The organism is Hyphomicrobium sp. 01T421 (assembly GCF_056398805.1).
In genome coordinates this window covers 1,504,410-1,520,373 of the sequence record NZ_JBFTQC010000001.1, presented here as the reverse complement: position 1 = coordinate 1,520,373, position 15,964 = coordinate 1,504,410, and the positions used below count along the sequence as shown (strand labels likewise).

Below are 15,964 nucleotides of genomic sequence, written 5' to 3'. Positions count from 1 at the left end.
AACCCCGGGACCCTCCGGAAAACCGTCTTTTTTGCGCCTCCCGACTCCCCTGCGGGGAGCCGGCCGGAAGGCGCGGTATGTGTCAGTCACGCCCGGCCGCCGGGCGGGAAGCACGCATCGGCACCGGCCAGGAGGTCCTAGCCGGTGCCGATAGTCGATTACTTCACCTCGACGACTGCGCCCTGATCCTCAAGCTGCTTCTTGAGCTTCTGGGCTTCGTCCTTCGAGACGCCTTCCTTCACGGTCTTGCCGCCGGCCTCGACGAGGTCTTTGGCTTCCTTCAGGCCGAGGCCCGTGATGGCGCGAACTTCCTTGATGACGTTGATCTTCTTGTCGCCACCCGACTTCAGGATGACGGTGAATTCCGTCTGCTCTTCAGCGGGCGCTGCGGCAGCTGCTGCGGGTGCGGCAACTGCGACTGCTGCTGCAGCCGAGACGCCCCACTTCTCTTCCAGAGCCTTGGCAAGCTCTGCAGCTTCGAGCACGGTCAAGCTCGACAAGTCGTCAACGATTTTCTCGATCTTAGACATATATAGTGTCCTTACGGTTTGAACCTAGAGGTTGAATTGCAGCACCCCCGTTGGGCTGTGCTGCGTGTGGGTTTCGAGGGCTCAAAGGCCCCACAACTCGGCTTCGGCTAAGCAGCAGCCTCTTCCTTGGACGCCTTCGCCTGGATGACGCGTGCGAGCTGGGCACCGGGCTCCGCGATGGTCCGGACGATTTTCGTCGCCGGAGCATTCAAGAGGCCGATGATCTTCGCGCGCAGTTCGTCAAGCGACGGCAGATCGGCAAGGGCTTGCACGCCTTTTGCGTCAAGGATGGTTTTGCCCATCGCGCCGCCCAGGATCACGAGCTTGTCGTTACCCTTGGCATAAGCGACGGCCGCCTTAGCCGCGGCGATCGGGTCCTTCGAGAAGGCCAGAACGGTCGGCCCCTTCAAAAGATCTGAAAGCTTTTCGGCGTCGGTATCCTTGAGCGCGAGCTGTGCCAGCTTGTTCTTGGCCACTTTCACAGAGCCGCCTGCGTCTTTGACGCGCCTGCGGAACTCTGCGGATTGAGCAGCCACCATGCCGGTGTTGTGGGCGACCACAACCACGCCAGTGCTTTTCAGCTCTGTGTGGAGGCGATCTATGAGCTCACGTTTCGCGGCTCTATCCACGTCTCGTCTCCTTGCTGCGAAGCTTCATTACGAAGCTCCGCGGGTTGCACCTTTGCCGCCGTCTCCAAGTTAGGATCGGGCGACTCTAGTCTGTCCTCGTTCCCGTGGACCGCGAGTGATAAGCGGCACGGTGCTGACCCAGAAGGTTCAAACCGAACTCGGGGCTCTCGCCTCAAATCCGATCAACTTCTGTCTCATGCAGGCCTCTAGAAAGAGAGACTTAGGCTTCCCGGCGAACCGGAACGGCACCCGCAATCTCGGACAGTGCTGAACCGAAGCGCGAAGCCCCGGTTCAGGGTTTTCCGGGTTGCCCCGGAATGCTTCAAACTTAGACGACTGGTCCCGATGTGACGGTCGCCGCATCGAGCTTCAATCCCGGCCCCATCGTCGAAGACAGCGAAACCTTCTTGAGGTACGTGCCCTTCGAGCCCGTCGGCTTGGCCTTCACGACCGCATCGACGAACGCCTTGATGTTCTGGACCAGAGCTTCCTCGGTGAAGCTTGCCTTGCCGATGCCGGCGTGAACGATGCCAGCCTTCTCGACGCGGAACTCCACCGAACCACCCTTCGCACCCTTGACGGCGCTCACGACGTCCATCGTCACCGTGCCGACGCGCGGGTTCGGCATCAGGCCGCGCGGGCCCAACACTTTACCGAGGCGGCCGACGAGGCCCATCATGTCTGGCGTCGCGATGCAGCGATCGAAATTGATCGTGCCCTTCGAGACGATTTCAACGAGGTCCTCGGCTCCGACGATATCGGCTCCGGCGGCCTTGGCTTCTTCGGCCTTGGCGCCGCGCGCGAAGACGGCAACGCGAGCCGTACGGCCTGAACCGTTCGGCAGGTTGCAGACGCCGCGCACCATCTGATCGGCGTGCTTCGGATCGACGCCGAGGTTGACTGCAACCTCGATCGTTTCATCGAACTTCGCCTTGGCGCGATCCTTGATGATCTTCACGGCTTCGTCGACGCCATAAGACTTGCCGGCCGGAAGACCCTGCTTGATCGCTTCCATGCGCTTGCCACCGGCATCGCGCGTCTCTTTGATTTTCTCAGCGCTGATTTGAGCTTTTGCCATCGGACTACTCCACCACCTTCAGACCCATCGAACGCGCACTACCCGCAAGCGTGCGGGCGGCGGCGTCGAGGTCGTCGGTGTTCATGTCCTTGAGCTTGCCCTTGGCAATCTCTTTCAGCTGATCGATCGTCACCTGACCGGCGACGATACGGCCCGGCTCTTTCGAGCCCTGACCGCCTTTGCCCGTGGGGCGCAGGCCGGCTGCCTTCTTGATCAGATACGTCGCCGGAGGCTGGCGCATCTCGAACGTGAATGAACGATCGGAGTAGACCGTAATCTTCACGGGAATCGGTGTACCCTGCTCGAGGTCCTTCGTTTTCGCGTTGAAGGACTTGCAGAATTCCATGATGTTGACGCCGCGCTGACCAAGCGCGGGACCGATCGGAGGCGACGGATTGGCCGCCCCTGCCGGTACTTGAAGATTGATAAAGCCGTCTATTTTCTTCGCCATAGTTCCCCTTCAGCGTTAGAGCCCGCGCCGGATGGCCGGGCTCAGGGTTAGCGGTCAAACGGACCGGCCTCCGCAACGGATGGCTTGTCCTCCCGCACATCACCGCTCCGGAATTCAAATCCCGATGCGGTTTCCGGCGGCACAGCGCCGGAACACTTCTGCCTGCGGCACCGAAACGGCGACGTCAGGCAGCCACTTTCTCAACCTGCGTAAATTCGAGTTCGACCGGCGTTGGACGTCCGAAGATCGACACCGCGACCTTGACGCGCGAACGCTCCTCGTCGACCTCTTCGACGACGCCGGTGAACGAGGCAAACGGGCCGTCGGCCACCTTGACGTTCTCGCCGATCTCGAAGGTGATCGTCGGCTTTGGCCGCTCGACGCCCTCCTTGACCTGATTCAAGATGCGCATCGCCTCAGCTTCGGGGATCGGCATCGGCTTGTTGTCCGCGCCGAGGAAGCCCGTCACCTTGGGCGTGTTCTTGATCATGACGAACGCGGCGTCGGTCATCTTCATTTTGACGAGCACGTAGCCCGGCAGAAACTTCCGCTCGGTCGGGATCTTCCGGCCGCGCTTGATCTCGACGACTTCTTCCGTCGGCACGACGATCTCTTCGAAGAGATTATCGAGACCGCCCGCCTTGGCCCGCTCGCGTATAGCGTCGGCGACCTTGCGTTCGAAATTCGTGTAAGCATGCACGATGTACCAGCGCGTGCCGGCAACCGTAGCTTTATCTTCGCGTTCTTGCGCGACAACCATTCTTAAAGGCCCTCTGGCGCGTCACTCAAATCGAATATGCGAGCCGGTTTTCAGCTGGCCACCCCTAGGACGAAACGCACGATGTGGCTCAACGCTTGATCAACGAGCAAAAAGAAAACAGAGGCGAGCGCGACCATGATGAGCACCATCAAAGTCGTGATCCACACCTCTTTCCAAGTCGGCCAGGTAACCTTTGCGACTTCCTGCCGAACTTCCTGCATAAAGGTTATGGGATTGAACTTCGCCATCAAAACTGCTTTCCGTGCGCATAAGCGACAACATGCCGCACCCGACCGCGGTTTTTTACCGGGTCGGTCGGCAGATCAAACCGTCACGAGGCTGGCAGGGGCGGAGGGTCTCGAACCCCCGACCTTCGGTTTTGGAGACCGACGCTCTACCAATTGAGCTACACCCCTAACGCGATACGAGCGAAAACCCGATCGTCGAGCAGCCTCTTTCGGGGCGTGCACCCTTAACTGATGTTTTCGACCTTGTCAGCCCCGGCGACGCCTTTTTTCTATCGAACCGTCCGCGGGGCTGTCCAGGGTCCTCCTGTGTCGCTCGATGTCTCGCCCGAACCAGCGATCGGCTCGATGACGACGGCCGAGCCGTAGGCCAGAACTTCCGTCACCGCCGCGGCGATCTCGTTCGCATCATATCGCATAGCGATAACCGCGTTGGCGCCCATGCTTTGGGCGTGTTCGACCAGCAGGTCGAAAGCCTCCTGGCGCGTATGCTCGGCAAGGCGCGTATAGACCGAGATATTGCCGCCGAAGAAAATTTGGATCGCCGCGCCAATGTTGCCGACGACGCTGCGGGAGCGGACCGTCAGCCCGCGTACAAGCCCCAAATGACGGACAATGCGGTACCCTGGAATGTCGTTCGTTGTCACGACCAGCATGGCGCTCCCTTTCATCCCAGTCCGGCATGGCGCCGAACCTCCCCGATGAATCGCACGCTAACGCGAGATCCGCTTCCTTACGACCGCCGAAGCGATAATTCGGCGAATCTTCCCGCAAGCGTCGGACAGGATCCATCAGGCGCTCTTTTCGAGCGCCCGCGGGAAAATTTGCCAAACCCGGGTGATCGTCGCGGCGATTTCGCCGGCTGGGACCGGCCTGCCGAAAAGGAAACCCTGGACCTCTTCGCAACCCGCATTCGTGACCATGGCGAGCTGCTCTTTCGTCTCCACGCCCTCTGCGACCGTCGTCATGCGCAGGCGTTTTGCGAGTTCGGCGATGGATTGGACGATCGCTGCGCAATCGCGCTCGTTGGGCGTTCCAAAATCCCGCACGAAAGAGCGGTCGATCTTGAGCTTGTCGAACGGGAAGCTCCGCAGATAGCTGAGCGCCCCATATGCGGTCCCAAAATCGTCGAGCAGGATTTTGATACCCAGCGCGCGAAGCCGATGCAGAAGATCGTGCGTCTTCGGATGATCGCGCAGCAGGACAGATTCCGTCACCTCGAGCTCGAGCCGGTCTGCCGGCAAACCCGACGCGGAAAGTGCCGCGGCGACGGCGCCGTAGAGATCGCCTTTCTCAAATTGAACTGATGATAGATTGACGGCTACCTTTATCTCGGCCGGCCACGCTGCCGCATCTTTGCACGCGCGCGACAGCACCCAATTGCCAATCTCCACGATCCAGCCGCTCTCTTCCGCATACGGAATAAAATCGGCCGGCGAAACCATGCCGCGTTCTGGATGACGCCAGCGTATCAGCGCCTCGAAGCCGCTCACGCATTGAGCATGGATATCGACGATCGGCTGGTAATGAAGCTCGAATTGCTTCTTCTTCAAGGCGAGCTTCAAGTCGGCATCGAGCCGCTTCACGCGGCCGCTCTCATAATCGCGCTCCGGATCGTAAAATGCGTAGCTGCCGCGCCCCGATGTCTTCGCATAATGGAGCGCCAGATCCGCATTTTTCATGATCGTATCGGGCGTGCGGCCGTGCTCGGGGGCATGCGCGACGCTCAAGCATCCGGTGATATGTACCTTGCGACCCAGGAGCCTGTGTTCGGTGCCGATCGTTGCCAGCAGCCGCTGCGCTAAGCGTTCCAATTGTTCGTGCGTCGCTACGCCGAACCTTATCAGCGCGAATTCGTCGCCGCCGAGCCGTGCCAAAACATCGGTTTTGCGAACGACCCTGGTCAAGCGCCTTGCGACGCTCTTCAGCAACGCATCGCCGACCGGCTGACCGAACGTGTCATTGACACTATTGAAGCCGTCGAGATCGATCCAGAGAACAGCAATTTCGCTGCCGCCTGCGAGGGCGCCCTGAAGCTGTTGATGGAAGTAAGCACGATTATAGAGTTCAGTCAGCGTGTCATGGCACGCGAGCCATTCGATCCTTTTTTCTGTTTGCCGCTCCTCGGTGATGTCCTCGTGTATGCTGATCCAGCCGCCGTCCAACAAAGGCTGACTGGTGACGAGAACTATCCGGCCGTTCTTCAGATGTCTGACCTCGGAAAAAGTTTTGCCTTCCGCGAGTGCGGCCAGATGATCGTTGGTCCGTTGCTCTTGGATTGCGTGAGCTTCTTTCGCGGTATGACCGGCTTCATTCGACACGACATAGGCGACGATATCGGCAAATGCCGTCCCCTGCTCCGTCACCGCATCCGGCAAATCGTAAAGCTCGCGATAGAGGTTGTTGCAGACGACGAGCCGCTGTTCCTTGTCGAACATCGACAACCCGCGGATCATGGTATTGATGGCGCGAGCGAAGAGCCCGCTCGGTTTTTCGACGCGCTTTTTCCCCGACCTCGAGAACCCACGCGCCGCTCTAGCTTTGGAGGCTTTTGGACGGGAAGGGATGTTAGCGTTGCGTGGCGTAATAGGCTTAGAGGACGGACGGCCGCCGGGCTTCATCAAATTAATCCGAGAAATCGCGTCTTCGAAAATTCGTCAGTATGCAAATGAAGCAATAATTTTGCGTATGTTGTGTGTGTACGCGAGTCATGCAGCTACTGGCGCTTTAGCCAGTCACATCGCGGCATAAATGTTATGCTCAGCGTAGCGGGGCTTGCCTGCTTCACCAGACGGCTGCTTTCGAGCCTCAGGTTGAGCTGAAGCCATCCGGATACTGGGCAATATGCTGGGCAATCGGTTCATTTGGCTCATCCGAAATGAACTTGATTGCGAACTCGATGGCCTTTAACTCACCGGCTATCCCTTCGGCTCCAATCGAATCAATCAAAACCGCGTGTCTAGTTCACCTCACGCCAGCACATGAATGAGACAAAGCTTGTCAGCATCTTCGCCCCGCGTCGGGCCCAACGTTCCATCGATCTTGGCGCACGCCGGCCCGATCTTGACGCGTTACGACGTGATTTTCTGCGACGTCTGGGGCGTCGTCCATAACGGGCAAACGGCATTCGAGGGGGCCTGCCGGGCGCTCGAAAAATTTCGCGACGGCGGCGGCACCGTTATCTTCGTGACGAATGCGCCGGTTCCCAAGCGGCGCGTTGCCGATATGCTCGCGGCACGAAAGGTTCCGGCGAAAGCTTGGGACGATATCGTTTCATCAGGCGATCTTGCCCTCGACCATGTGACGGCACGCGGGTTTCAAGCGCTGCACTGCATCGGCCCTCAGGATCGCGACCAGGCTCTGTTCTCGGCGCTTCGCGCCCGTTCCGTTCCGCTTGCGGAGGCGGAGGCGATCATCTGCACCGGGCTCAATGACGACCGGAACGAGACGCCCAACGATTACCGGCCCCTTCTCGAGGATGCGCTCGCGAAGTGCCTGCCGTTCGTTTGCGCAAACCCGGATCTCGTCGTCGACGTCGGTGGAACGCTTTACTATTGCGCCGGCGCGATCGCAGACCTCTATGTCCACATGGGCGGCGAAGTCTTCTGGGCCGGAAAGCCGTATCTCAACACATACGAGACGGCGCATCAAAAGGCGGAAGCGCTTCGCAACGCCAACGTCGAGCGTGACAAGGTTCTGGTCATCGGCGATGCGCTACGAACGGACCTGAAGGGCGCGCAGAACTACGGTTGCGACGCGCTCTTCATTGCTTCCGGCATTCATCGCCATGAGACCGTCGAAGGGCTCGATCTCTCGGCAACGAAGCTTAGCGATTTGTTTGGACCGGGCGCGCCGCCGGCTCTCGGCGCCATGCTGGAACTCGCCTGGTAACTGTTCCGCTCACTCAGCCTTCGTTACGGGGAGCGGAGGCGGCGGCTCGCTTTTCGGGCGCTTCGGCGCCGGGCCATCCGAGAAGCTGTTGAACACGACATCGGGCGATGTCGTGTTGTGCTGGGACGGCACCAGCCGGCCGATCCAGATGTCGGTTGCGCGCGCGTGATCGAACTTCATGATGTTATCCTCGCGCCAGCCCTTGCCTCCGTGCTCGCGGACAGCGATGCGCGCCGTGTCGTTGTTGAATTCCGTGATGTACATCGATCTCAACATCGCGAACGGGCCGCCGCTGATCCCATGATCGAAGACGACGTCAATGGCTTGGCGATTGTCGTCGACGGAGACCATCCGTACGGACGCCGAGCCACCTTTCTCGAATTCGAGATTGAATGTGCGTGTTGCCGGATCGAACGACACTTCCTTGATTTTGACCAAGGGCCGGCCGTCATGCTCGATGGGGCCGACGATGAAGGACGAGCCATAGGCGGTATTGCGCATGGTTGACGGGGTCAGCGGGCGGGCGCGCCAGTAACCGTCCTGCGGATAGAGAACGAGCACTTCTTCGGCGCCATCGTCACGCTTCAACCAGACCTGCAACAGGTGGAGGCCGCTTTCAACGTGATCTCCAACGCGCACGGTCGTCACAGCAGGACGCCAGAAGGAGGGATACGTGAAACCGACGATCCAAAGCTTGGTGTCCTCATAAAGGGTCACCATTTTGGGCGGGTTAGGCGCCGCATAGCTCGGGTCCGACGCCATATCGCACGCAGTCCAGTCGGCTTCGACGTTTGCGCGCATGCTCGGGGTCAGATAAACCGGGTGGGCCGCTTCGACGCGAAATGCTCGTACGTTCTGGTTGGAGAACGAGACTGCGACGTTGTCCTTCTCGGCACAAAGCACCGGCTCGCTTTCGTTCACGACGTCGACGGCAAGACCGTCCAGCGACGCGGCGCGCGCGGGCATTAGTGGCGCCGCCATGAGCAGCAGCGCGGTGGCGATCAGACGAACGTACAAGGGCATTCCCCACTCCAATTTAATTCAACCAGATTTCGTGAAACGCGTTTGGCGTGACCCACTTCGTGCTTGCCCAGTCTATCACGGCTGAAGCACCGCATAGATGTCACCTGAGTTCGCGTCGTGCGGCAGATTGCTGAGATAGCCAGCCATCTCTTCATCAGAAAGCCAGCGATCGAATGACAAAGTCTGATTTTCGCCCAGCGCGACGTTGTAGCCATAGGTGCCAAGGGCCGACATCCGGTCGAAGCAGGCCATCGCGACATCGCGTGCAATCGTCGTGAACTCGAAGGACAGAGCCGTTATCGGCCGCGACAGGCCGCGCAGCACCGCGTCTTCGAAGCCTTCGACGTCGATCTTGACGAACGACGGCGATCCGTAACGCGCGACGAGGCCGTCGAGCGTCACGACTTCGATCGGGATTTGCCCGTCCCATATCTGGCCTTCCCAGCCCTTTGCGCCCTCTGCCTGGTGGACGAACTCTTCAGACAACGTGGAGACGGTCGGGTTTGCCGTGTTGATGAAAAGCTCGCGGGTGCCTGCTTCTGCGCCGACCGCACGGTCGATGATCTCGACCAAGGGGTCTCGCCCGTGGATGTGGGTTAGCGCGGAGAAGAGCAGCGGTTGCGGCTCGATCGCGATGACGCGGGCACCGAGCCGGCGAAATGAGGCTACGCGATCACCGACATGGGCGCCGATATCGAACACGAGATCGCCCGGTTCGACGAAACGGCGATAGAGCGCGTCCATGGCGCTGCGCGGAGCCTCAGGTCCGAGATAGATCCGCAGCGACCGGAATACGCCTTCGAGAGCCGGTGACGCCATCAGGTCAGTTCCCCGCCTGGATGGCTCGGATTTCGGCGGGCGGCGCGAAGTCCTCAGGGATTCCCGCTATGCCATGACGGCGGAAAAAGCGGCCGACTGCCGGGCTCGCGGTGAAAACGACGAAGGGAACCGCAAGCCCGTAACCCGCCGTCAGCGGCAAACTCCAAAGGAGGGCAGCGGGCGAAACGAGTGCGATGGCCGCGTAGAGCAGCACGCCGAAGAGGAGTTGCGGCCAAAGCCACCTTATGGCGTCGCCCCATGTCACGCCCCCGCCGTCGCGGCGCTGGCCGTTCCAGACGATCGTTCTGCCGAACAATAGCCCGACCATGAAAATCGACGTTCGTATCGTCGTCACCGCGCCAAGAATGAGCGAGAACAAAATCTCGATGATCGCGCTCGATGCAAATTTCAGGCGGCCACCGAAGCGGCTGATCTCGCCTGGCGTCAGGATGGCGTCCGCTATCCCCGCAAGCTTCGGTGCGAGATGCATCAACAAAAGGAGGCCGTATATCGTCTCGACGGCAAACCAGGGGAAATCGTTCTGGCGTTCCGCGCTCAGCATGGCGAGCGGCAGGATGGCGGCAAGCAGCGTCCATGCCGGAACGCCGAGAAACATCAGGACCGCCCATAAGAGTTGAAAGCGGCTCACCGGCTCGATGCCGGGCATTCCGATCAGACGCAGATACTGCATGTTGCCCTGACACCAGCGCGCGTCACGGCGCATGAATTCGAGCGCGTCGGGCGGATTGTCCTCGTAAGAGCCCGTTTCGACCGGCAGCACGCGCACCTCGTAGCCCGCCTTGCGCATGAGAACGGCTTCGACCTGATCGTGCGATAAGATCGTCTCGCTCTTCATCAGCCCCTTCAGGGCGCAATGCTCGACGTAGGGCGCGACGCGAAGAAGCGCGTTGTGGCCCCAGAACGGTCCGCAGTCTCCCACCCACCAGGCCTGGCCCATCGTGTAAGTCCGCATCCCGAGCCGCATGCCGAACTGGAAAATGCGCGCGAACGCCGACGACGACGGCGTGCCGACGACAAGGCTTTGCAGAATGCCGATGCGAGGATGCTTCTCCATGATGCGCACGAGCGTAACGATGGCTTCGCCCGTCATCAGACTATCCGCGTCGAGCGGCAACATGAACTCGTAATTGGAGCCCCAGCGCAGGGCGAACTCGCGGACGTTGCCGGCTTTGAAACCCGCATTGCCAATTCGCCGGCGATAGACGATCCGGTCGGGATCCTGGTCGGCTTGCTTCCACGCGGCGACTTCCGCCTCTTCGCGCTGGATGATCTCATCGCGATCGCTGTCGCTCAGCACGAAATAGGAGAAGCGACCTGCCTCCGCCATCCGATCGAGACTTGCCTTCACGGTTTTCAGACGCAGCAACGCCCGAGCCGGATCCTCGTTACGCAATGTCATCAAGACTGCGGTATTAACCGTAAGGGGCGACTGATCGCCCTTCGTTTCGTAATACGGCTCGGCGTGCGTTTTCCTTCTTGTCCCATGAAGCTGCCACAGGCCGATGACAGCATTCCAGAAACCAAGAACCGGCCAGGGGGCGCCGAGCGCCAAACAAATGACCATCGTGAGGCCGACGACAGTCCAGCCCCCGCTCGTGAAAATCGCGCCGGCGGCGAGCACGATGAGAAGCCACGTCGCAAGATTGAGAAAAAGGACGACGCGCCGCCGCTTGTTCAGCGTGGCTATTGCGTCCAGGCCTGCGGGAGTCGTAAGGCTTGGGACCTCGACGACAATCGTTCTGTTAATGTCCGACACCCCGTCGTGCTCGGCACCGATCGTCATTACGGACCATCCTTCGCAATGAGTGACCCGCAGAGCAGCTTCGACTCCAATGCCCAGCGCTTAAGGCGCAGCCAAGGCCAGATCGTGGTTGCCCGAGCCCTCTGGTACGTCAAACCCGGCATTGCGGAAGTTCGACCCGAACGCCTCTCTCCGCCTTCACCGGGTGAAGCACGCATCGCGACGGAGTATTCCGCAATCAGCCGCGGCACCGAACGTATGGTCGCGCTTGGCGAAATCCCTCGAAGCGAATGGGCACGAATGCGTGCCCCGCTGCAAGCCGGAGATTTCTCCTTTCCCGTTAAATACGGCTATTCCGCGACAGGGGTCGTGACGGCGGGTTCCGAGAGATTTGTCGGCAAGCGCGTCTTCGTGTTGCACCCACATCAGGATCATTTTCACGCTCCGGAAGCGCTGCTCGCAATCCTCCCGGACGACGTGCCATCGCGCCGCGCCGTGCTCGCGGCCAATATGGAGACAGCGCTCAATGCCCATTGGGACGCGGGCACGACGCTCGGCGACCGTGTTCTCGTCGTCGGCGCCGGCATCGTCGGATTGCTGACCGCCCATCTCGCGAGCCGAATTTCGGGAACGGATGTCACGATCACCGACATCAATCCGGCGCGGGCGAAATATGCCGAGAAGCTCGGGATCAAGTTTGTGTCCAACACGGACGTCCCCGCCGGCAACCGCATCGTGTTTCACGCGAGCGCCACGTCAGCTGGCCTCGAGACCGCGATCAACGCTTGCGCCTTCGAGGGCAGCGTGATCGAGATGAGCTGGTATGGGACAAACCCCGTGACCGTGAACCTCGGTGGCGCATTCCATAGCCGCCGCCTCAAGATCATTTCATCGCAGGTGGGGCACGTGGCGCCTCTCCACCGCAACCAACTGAAACACAAAGACCGCCTCGAACGGGCGATTGCCATGCTCGACGACGACCGTCTAGATGCGCTCGTCGCCGATGCCGTCAATTTCGAGGATCTGCCCTCCGCGCTTCCGAAAATCTGGTCGTCGTCCGACCTTCCGCCCATCGTCCGCTATTAATTCGCACAGGTTGAAGCCACCCATGTTCTCCGTCGAAGTTCGCGACCGCATCATGATCGCCCATTCGCTGCCCAATCCCTTTTTCGGACCGGCGCAGAACCTTCACGGCGCGACCTACGTCGTCGACGTTGCGTTCTTTCGTGAAAAGCTGACCGAGCAGAACGTCGTCGTCGATATCGGCGCGGCTTTGAGCGTGCTCGGCACGACGCTGCAACCGCTCGCCTATCAGAACCTCGACGTACTTCCGCAATTCAAGGGCGCCCTCACCACGACGGAATTTCTCTGCAAATATGTTTTCGACCGCATCGCGAAGGCCGCCGCTTCGGGGGCGCTTGGCGAGGATGGAAAATCGCTTTCACGAATTCGCGTGACGCTGTCGGAAACCGATTTGGCGCGCGCCAGCTACGAGGGATCGATCGGTGGCTGAAGCCGCTTTCGCCATCCCGGGAGATCTGAAAGCGACGACCGGAGGCTATGCCTACGATCGCCGCGTGATCGAGCTGTTGCCGGCGTTCGGCGTTCCCGTATCTGTTCTCTCGTTGCCCGGCTCGTTTCCAAATCCGGAGAAGACCGATCTCGACGTTACGCGCCGCATTCTCGAGACGCGGCATGCGGATTCGGTGCTCCTGGTGGACGGTCTCGCCTACGGCGCTTTTCCCGACACGATCCTCAGTAAAATTCCGGGACGCGTCATCGGCCTCGTCCATCATCCGCTGTTTCTTGAAACCGGGCTGCCGCACGCGCGCAAGGTCGAGCTCAAAGCCAGCGAAGAACGAGCGCTTCAGCGCGCCAACCACATCATCGTGACGAGCCGCGCGACGAAACGCATTCTGACTGAGAACATGTCGATTGCGCCCGACAAGATCACGATCGCGGAGCCTGGAACGGACCCAGCGCAGCGGGCAACCGGCACCGGCGCGCCATTGCAGATTCTGGCCGTCGGCGCCGTCATGCCGCGCAAAGGTTACGATCTGCTCGTCGAAGCTCTGGCGCCGCTCGACACAATCGATTGGCGATTGACGATCGCGGGCGCTCTCGACCGTCATCCGCAGGCCGTCGACGCCGTGCAAAGCGCAATAGCCAAGCACGGTCTTGAAGATCGCGTTACGCTCGCGGGCAAGGTCGTGCCGGCGACGCTCGAGCGGTTCTACGATTGTGCCGATCTCTTCGTCTCGGCGTCGCTGTTTGAAGGATACGGAATGGTCCTCGCCGAAGCGATGGCTCGCGGCCTGCCGATCGTGCTGGCTGCCGGGGGCGCTGCGGCCGATACGGCGGGCGAAGCCGCCGCGCTTCACGTCGAGGCGGGCAACGTCGGCCAGCTCACGTCGGCGCTGCAGCGCGCGTTGACCGATAAGAAACTTCGCGACCGACTTGCCGATGCGGCCTGGGAAGCGGGCCGCACCTTGCCGACCTGGCACGAAACTGCGCGGCGCATTGCAGCCGTCATTCTTGGATTACGCCCGTGAGCGATTTTTCAGCCGAATGGCTCGATTTGCGCGAAGCCGCCGACGCGCGCGCGCGCAACGCGAGCGTTGCCAATGCGGTGGCAGCACGCTTTGCGCTCAGAGGCGATCTCCGCATTCTCGATTTTGGAGCCGGGACCGGCGCCAATCTCAGGGCGACGTCGGCTTTGCTGCCGGAGCGGCAGACATGGACGCTCGTCGATCACGACCCGGCCTTATTGGACGTGGCGAAAGCAAAGCTCATCAGATGGGCGGACCGCCACGAGGAAACGGGTGAGACCTTACAGCTCGAAAAAGGGCGCCTCAGGATCACTGTCGCCTTCAAGACCGCCGATCTCGCTCGCGATACGCAAATGCTTCTCGATGAGAAGCCTCAGCTCGTCACGGCTTCGGCCTTCTTCGATCTGACGTCGGAAGACTACATACGGACGCTGGCGAAAGCCGTCGCTGCTGCGGGCGCGGCGTTCTACGCGACGCTGACTTACAACGGCCTGCAAAAGTGGACGCCACACCGGCCCGCCGACAATCAAATGACGGCGGCCTTTCAACGTCACCAGATGCGGGACAAAGGTTTTGGTCCGGCTGCGGGACCGCTCGCGGGTTCGCACCTTGTCGATCAATTCCGCATCAACGGGCACGTCGTCGTCGAGGGGGACAGCCCATGGCGGCTCGAGCGCAACGACCGGATGCTGATAGACGAATTGATCCGCGGACACGCGGTCGCCGTGACTGAAAGCGGTGGCGTCGACGCTAAGGCCGTTGTCGGTTGGTTGAACGTTACGCGGACTGCAGCGTTTGTCGGACACATCGACGTCTTCGCCGCACCACCCTGAAACCGGCGCCGCCGTCTAGGCTATTCGCTTCGGGATCATTCGCTCGACGACACGGTCCCTGCGAATGAACCGATGATAGACGGCAGCTGCGATATGTATCGTGGCGAACACGATGATCAGGATTGCGCCGGTCTCGTGCCACTCGAAGACATCCTTCGCGACGTTTTCGTTCTTTTCGGTAATAGCCGGAAGGTGGAACCCGAAGACCTCCAGATAGCCGCCGTAGGAAATGGCCGTGTAGCCGATGACCGGAACCGCGATCAGCAGCGCGTAAAGGCTCCAATGGACAAGATGGCTGACGCCCGTCAGTGCGGGTGGAACAGTCGAATCGGAACGCGGCGCTCCACGGGTCAAACGATAGAGCAGCCGCAGGATAACAAAGAGCAATATCGTCAGCCCAATGACTTTATGCGAACTGTACAGAACGCCGGTCAGCGCGTCCCAAACGCCTTTGACAGGTTCGCCCTTTTCATTGACGCCGGGCATTTCGTTGCCCCGGTAGGCCATGTAGAAGCCGAGGGGCAGCTGAATGAGAACGAGCAAGGCTATCAGCCAATGTAATCCGCGAGCAGTCGGCGTGTACGTCGGGAGATCGTACTTCGGATCTTGAGCCATGCGCTAGCCTCGCCGCTGATGCCTCAGATCACAATCGAACAGCACATCGCCGCCGTCAAGAACGTGCACTGCCGTTTCCGGCCGTATCGCCTCCTCGACGCTGCCGATCGGCATCAGTGACAATCCGGGAATTCCGGAGCCCAAGATCAGCGGAGCGGCGAGGATGTGAATCCTGTCCACCATTCCAGCGTTGATGAAATGCGAGATTGTCGTTCCCCCGCCCTCCACCAGGATTTTTTTAAGCCCTCGCTTGAAAAGCGCTTCGACGATGTCGGCAGGCTCGATCCGCTGCGCGGTGGCTTTTATTACGAGCCCTTCGGCGCCTTTCGGCACGAGCTGCTCGGCGCTCGTCACGACGAGACAGTCGCTTTCCCCCGTCGCGAGGCAGCGTGCGGACGCCTGGAGGCGTCCTCTCGGATCGATGATGACGCGGACCGGTTGCGGACCGTCGACGCGTCTGACGGTGAGTTGCGGATCGTCGGCTATGATCGTTCCAATCCCGACGACGACGGCATCGACCTTGGACCGCAGCCGATGCAGGTGGTCCAGGCCGGCTGCGCCGTTGATCCCGCGCGAGTCGCCGCTCGCCGTCGCAATTCGTCCGTCGAGGGATTGGCCCAGCTGCGCGATGATGAACGGCCGCTCCGCCGGCGCGTTGACGATAGGATCGAAAATCGACTGCGGCAGACCGCCCGTCCCGGCGGGCTTGCCGCTACCGCCCGGCGCAGAACCGTCATTACTAATTTTGCCGGGTGTCATGAGATCTCGGAGTGATATAA

At 60.7% G+C, this 15,964-nt stretch carries 19 protein-coding genes and 1 tRNA gene; 6 read left to right on the top strand and 14 right to left on the bottom strand.

What is annotated here, in order from left to right; all coding sequences use genetic code 11:
* Nucleotides 1-158: 158 nt before the first annotated feature.
* The 9 genes from rplL to AC1DK3_RS06810 all read right to left on the bottom strand — a co-directional run bounded on the left by rplL (nt 159) and on the right by AC1DK3_RS06810 (nt 6,131).
* The gene (rplL, locus tag AC1DK3_RS06850; protein WP_477191506.1) at nt 159-530 is read right to left on the bottom strand and encodes a 50S ribosomal protein L7/L12; all 372 of its coding nucleotides are present in this window, start codon (nt 528-530) and stop codon (nt 159-161) included.
* A 107-nt stretch (nt 531-637) separates the two neighbouring features.
* Nucleotides 638-1,159 (bottom strand): 50S ribosomal protein L10, encoded by a 522-nt coding sequence (rplJ, locus tag AC1DK3_RS06845; protein ID WP_477191505.1) that lies wholly within the window; start codon nt 1,157-1,159, stop codon nt 638-640.
* 328 nt (nt 1,160-1,487) lie between these two features.
* Nucleotides 1,488-2,237 carry a 50S ribosomal protein L1 gene (gene rplA / locus AC1DK3_RS06840; protein WP_477191504.1) on the bottom strand — a complete coding sequence of 250 codons (750 nt, stop codon included), beginning with the start codon at nt 2,235-2,237 and terminating at the stop codon, nt 1,488-1,490.
* Between the two features lie 4 nt (nt 2,238-2,241).
* Nucleotides 2,242-2,688 carry a 50S ribosomal protein L11 gene (gene rplK, locus AC1DK3_RS06835; protein ID WP_045835867.1) on the bottom strand — a complete coding sequence of 149 codons (447 nt, stop codon included), beginning with the start codon at nt 2,686-2,688 and terminating at the stop codon, nt 2,242-2,244.
* 184 nt (nt 2,689-2,872) lie between these two features.
* Nucleotides 2,873-3,448, bottom strand: coding sequence for a transcription termination/antitermination protein NusG (gene nusG / locus AC1DK3_RS06830; RefSeq protein WP_477191503.1), 576 nt, complete (start codon nt 3,446-3,448; stop codon nt 2,873-2,875).
* Nucleotides 3,449-3,498: 50 nt separating this feature from the next.
* Nucleotides 3,499-3,696: a preprotein translocase subunit SecE gene (gene secE / locus AC1DK3_RS06825; protein WP_092866911.1), complete on the bottom strand. Its 198-nt coding sequence runs from the start codon at nt 3,694-3,696 to the stop codon at nt 3,499-3,501.
* A 92-nt stretch (nt 3,697-3,788) separates the two neighbouring features.
* Nucleotides 3,789-3,864 (bottom strand) — tRNA-Trp (locus tag AC1DK3_RS06820).
* 101 nt (nt 3,865-3,965) lie between these two features.
* Entirely contained in the window at nt 3,966-4,349 is a 384-nt protein-coding gene (locus AC1DK3_RS06815) for a YbjQ family protein (protein WP_477191502.1), read from the bottom strand.
* A gap of 135 nt (nt 4,350-4,484) precedes the next feature.
* Nucleotides 4,485-6,131 (bottom strand): putative bifunctional diguanylate cyclase/phosphodiesterase, encoded by a 1,647-nt coding sequence (locus tag AC1DK3_RS06810; RefSeq protein ID WP_477191501.1) that lies wholly within the window; start codon nt 6,129-6,131, stop codon nt 4,485-4,487.
* On the opposite strand from AC1DK3_RS06810, the gene AC1DK3_RS06805 reads away from it, so the two are divergent.
* Both AC1DK3_RS06805 and AC1DK3_RS06800 read left to right on the top strand, forming a co-directional pair.
* Complete coding sequence (locus tag AC1DK3_RS06805) at nt 6,121-6,444, top strand: hypothetical protein (protein ID WP_477191500.1); 324 nt, start codon at nt 6,121-6,123, stop codon at nt 6,442-6,444. The genes AC1DK3_RS06810 and AC1DK3_RS06805 overlap by 11 nt on opposite strands.
* Nucleotides 6,445-6,690: 246 nt before the next feature.
* Nucleotides 6,691-7,584, top strand: a complete 894-nt coding sequence (locus AC1DK3_RS06800) for a TIGR01459 family HAD-type hydrolase (RefSeq protein ID WP_477191499.1) — start codon at nt 6,691-6,693, stop codon at nt 7,582-7,584.
* Between the two features lie 9 nt (nt 7,585-7,593).
* Here the strand turns inward: AC1DK3_RS06800 and AC1DK3_RS06795 are convergent, their stop codons facing one another.
* From AC1DK3_RS06795 to mdoH, 3 genes are all read right to left on the bottom strand, one after another.
* Nucleotides 7,594-8,607, bottom strand: coding sequence for a hypothetical protein (locus AC1DK3_RS06795; protein ID WP_477191498.1), 1,014 nt, complete (start codon nt 8,605-8,607; stop codon nt 7,594-7,596).
* Between the two features lie 75 nt (nt 8,608-8,682).
* Nucleotides 8,683-9,426, bottom strand: coding sequence for an FkbM family methyltransferase (locus AC1DK3_RS06790; protein ID WP_477191497.1), 744 nt, complete (start codon nt 9,424-9,426; stop codon nt 8,683-8,685).
* A 4-nt stretch (nt 9,427-9,430) separates the two neighbouring features.
* Nucleotides 9,431-11,230, bottom strand: coding sequence for a glucans biosynthesis glucosyltransferase MdoH (gene mdoH, locus AC1DK3_RS06785; protein ID WP_477191496.1), 1,800 nt, complete (start codon nt 11,228-11,230; stop codon nt 9,431-9,433).
* An 18-nt stretch (nt 11,231-11,248) separates the two neighbouring features.
* Between mdoH and AC1DK3_RS06780 the strand changes: the two genes are divergently transcribed.
* Genes AC1DK3_RS06780 through AC1DK3_RS06765 form a run of 4 tightly spaced genes read left to right on the top strand, consistent with a single transcriptional unit; the run spans nt 11,249 to nt 14,570 of the window.
* Nucleotides 11,249-12,274 (top strand): zinc-dependent alcohol dehydrogenase, encoded by a 1,026-nt coding sequence (locus AC1DK3_RS06780; protein ID WP_477191495.1) that lies wholly within the window; start codon nt 11,249-11,251, stop codon nt 12,272-12,274.
* Nucleotides 12,275-12,296: 22 nt separating this feature from the next.
* Complete coding sequence (locus AC1DK3_RS06775) at nt 12,297-12,701, top strand: 6-pyruvoyl trahydropterin synthase family protein (protein WP_477191494.1); 405 nt, start codon at nt 12,297-12,299, stop codon at nt 12,699-12,701.
* Entirely contained in the window at nt 12,694-13,740 is a 1,047-nt protein-coding gene (locus AC1DK3_RS06770; protein WP_477191493.1) for a glycosyltransferase family 4 protein, read from the top strand. The genes AC1DK3_RS06775 and AC1DK3_RS06770 overlap by 8 nt, the downstream gene beginning before the upstream one ends.
* Nucleotides 13,737-14,570: a class I SAM-dependent methyltransferase gene (locus AC1DK3_RS06765; protein WP_477191492.1), complete on the top strand. Its 834-nt coding sequence runs from the start codon at nt 13,737-13,739 to the stop codon at nt 14,568-14,570. The genes AC1DK3_RS06770 and AC1DK3_RS06765 overlap by 4 nt, the downstream gene beginning before the upstream one ends.
* Nucleotides 14,571-14,585: 15 nt before the next feature.
* On the opposite strand, the gene AC1DK3_RS06760 is transcribed toward AC1DK3_RS06765, so the two are convergent.
* Together AC1DK3_RS06760 and AC1DK3_RS06755 are read right to left on the bottom strand one after the other, a co-directional pair.
* Nucleotides 14,586-15,185: a cytochrome b gene (locus tag AC1DK3_RS06760; RefSeq protein WP_477191491.1), complete on the bottom strand. Its 600-nt coding sequence runs from the start codon at nt 15,183-15,185 to the stop codon at nt 14,586-14,588.
* 3 nt (nt 15,186-15,188) lie between these two features.
* A complete protein-coding gene (locus tag AC1DK3_RS06755) occupies nt 15,189-15,944 on the bottom strand; it encodes a RibD family protein (RefSeq protein WP_477191490.1) in 756 nt (251 codons plus the stop codon).
* Between the last annotated feature and the right edge of the window lie 20 nt (nt 15,945-15,964).

Bases quoted from the DNA above. Each gene is read 5' to 3' on its own strand.
- rplL (WP_477191506.1), bottom strand. From the start codon at position 530: ATGTCTAAGATCGAGAAAATCGTTGACGACTTGTCGAGCTTGACCGTG.
- rplA (WP_477191504.1), bottom strand. From the start codon at position 2,237: ATGGCAAAAGCTCAAATCAGCGCTGAGAAAATCAAAGAGACGCGCGAT.
- rplK (WP_045835867.1), bottom strand. From the start codon at position 2,688: ATGGCGAAGAAAATAGACGGCTTTATCAATCTTCAAGTACCGGCAGGG.
- nusG (WP_477191503.1), bottom strand. From the start codon at position 3,448: ATGGTTGTCGCGCAAGAACGCGAAGATAAAGCTACGGTTGCCGGCACG.
- secE (WP_092866911.1), bottom strand. From the start codon at position 3,696: ATGGCGAAGTTCAATCCCATAACCTTTATGCAGGAAGTTCGGCAGGAA.
- AC1DK3_RS06815 (WP_477191502.1), bottom strand. From the start codon at position 4,349: ATGCTGGTCGTGACAACGAACGACATTCCAGGGTACCGCATTGTCCGT.
- AC1DK3_RS06810 (WP_477191501.1), bottom strand. From the start codon at position 6,131: ATGTTCGACAAGGAACAGCGGCTCGTCGTCTGCAACAACCTCTATCGC.
- AC1DK3_RS06795 (WP_477191498.1), bottom strand. From the start codon at position 8,607: ATGCCCTTGTACGTTCGTCTGATCGCCACCGCGCTGCTGCTCATGGCG.
- AC1DK3_RS06790 (WP_477191497.1), bottom strand. From the start codon at position 9,426: ATGGCGTCACCGGCTCTCGAAGGCGTATTCCGGTCGCTGCGGATCTAT.
- mdoH (WP_477191496.1), bottom strand. From the start codon at position 11,230: ATGACGATCGGTGCCGAGCACGACGGGGTGTCGGACATTAACAGAACG.
- AC1DK3_RS06780 (WP_477191495.1), top strand. From the start codon at position 11,249: ATGAGTGACCCGCAGAGCAGCTTCGACTCCAATGCCCAGCGCTTAAGG.
- AC1DK3_RS06775 (WP_477191494.1), top strand. From the start codon at position 12,297: ATGTTCTCCGTCGAAGTTCGCGACCGCATCATGATCGCCCATTCGCTG.
- AC1DK3_RS06760 (WP_477191491.1), bottom strand. From the start codon at position 15,185: ATGGCTCAAGATCCGAAGTACGATCTCCCGACGTACACGCCGACTGCT.
- AC1DK3_RS06755 (WP_477191490.1), bottom strand. From the start codon at position 15,944: ATGACACCCGGCAAAATTAGTAATGACGGTTCTGCGCCGGGCGGTAGC.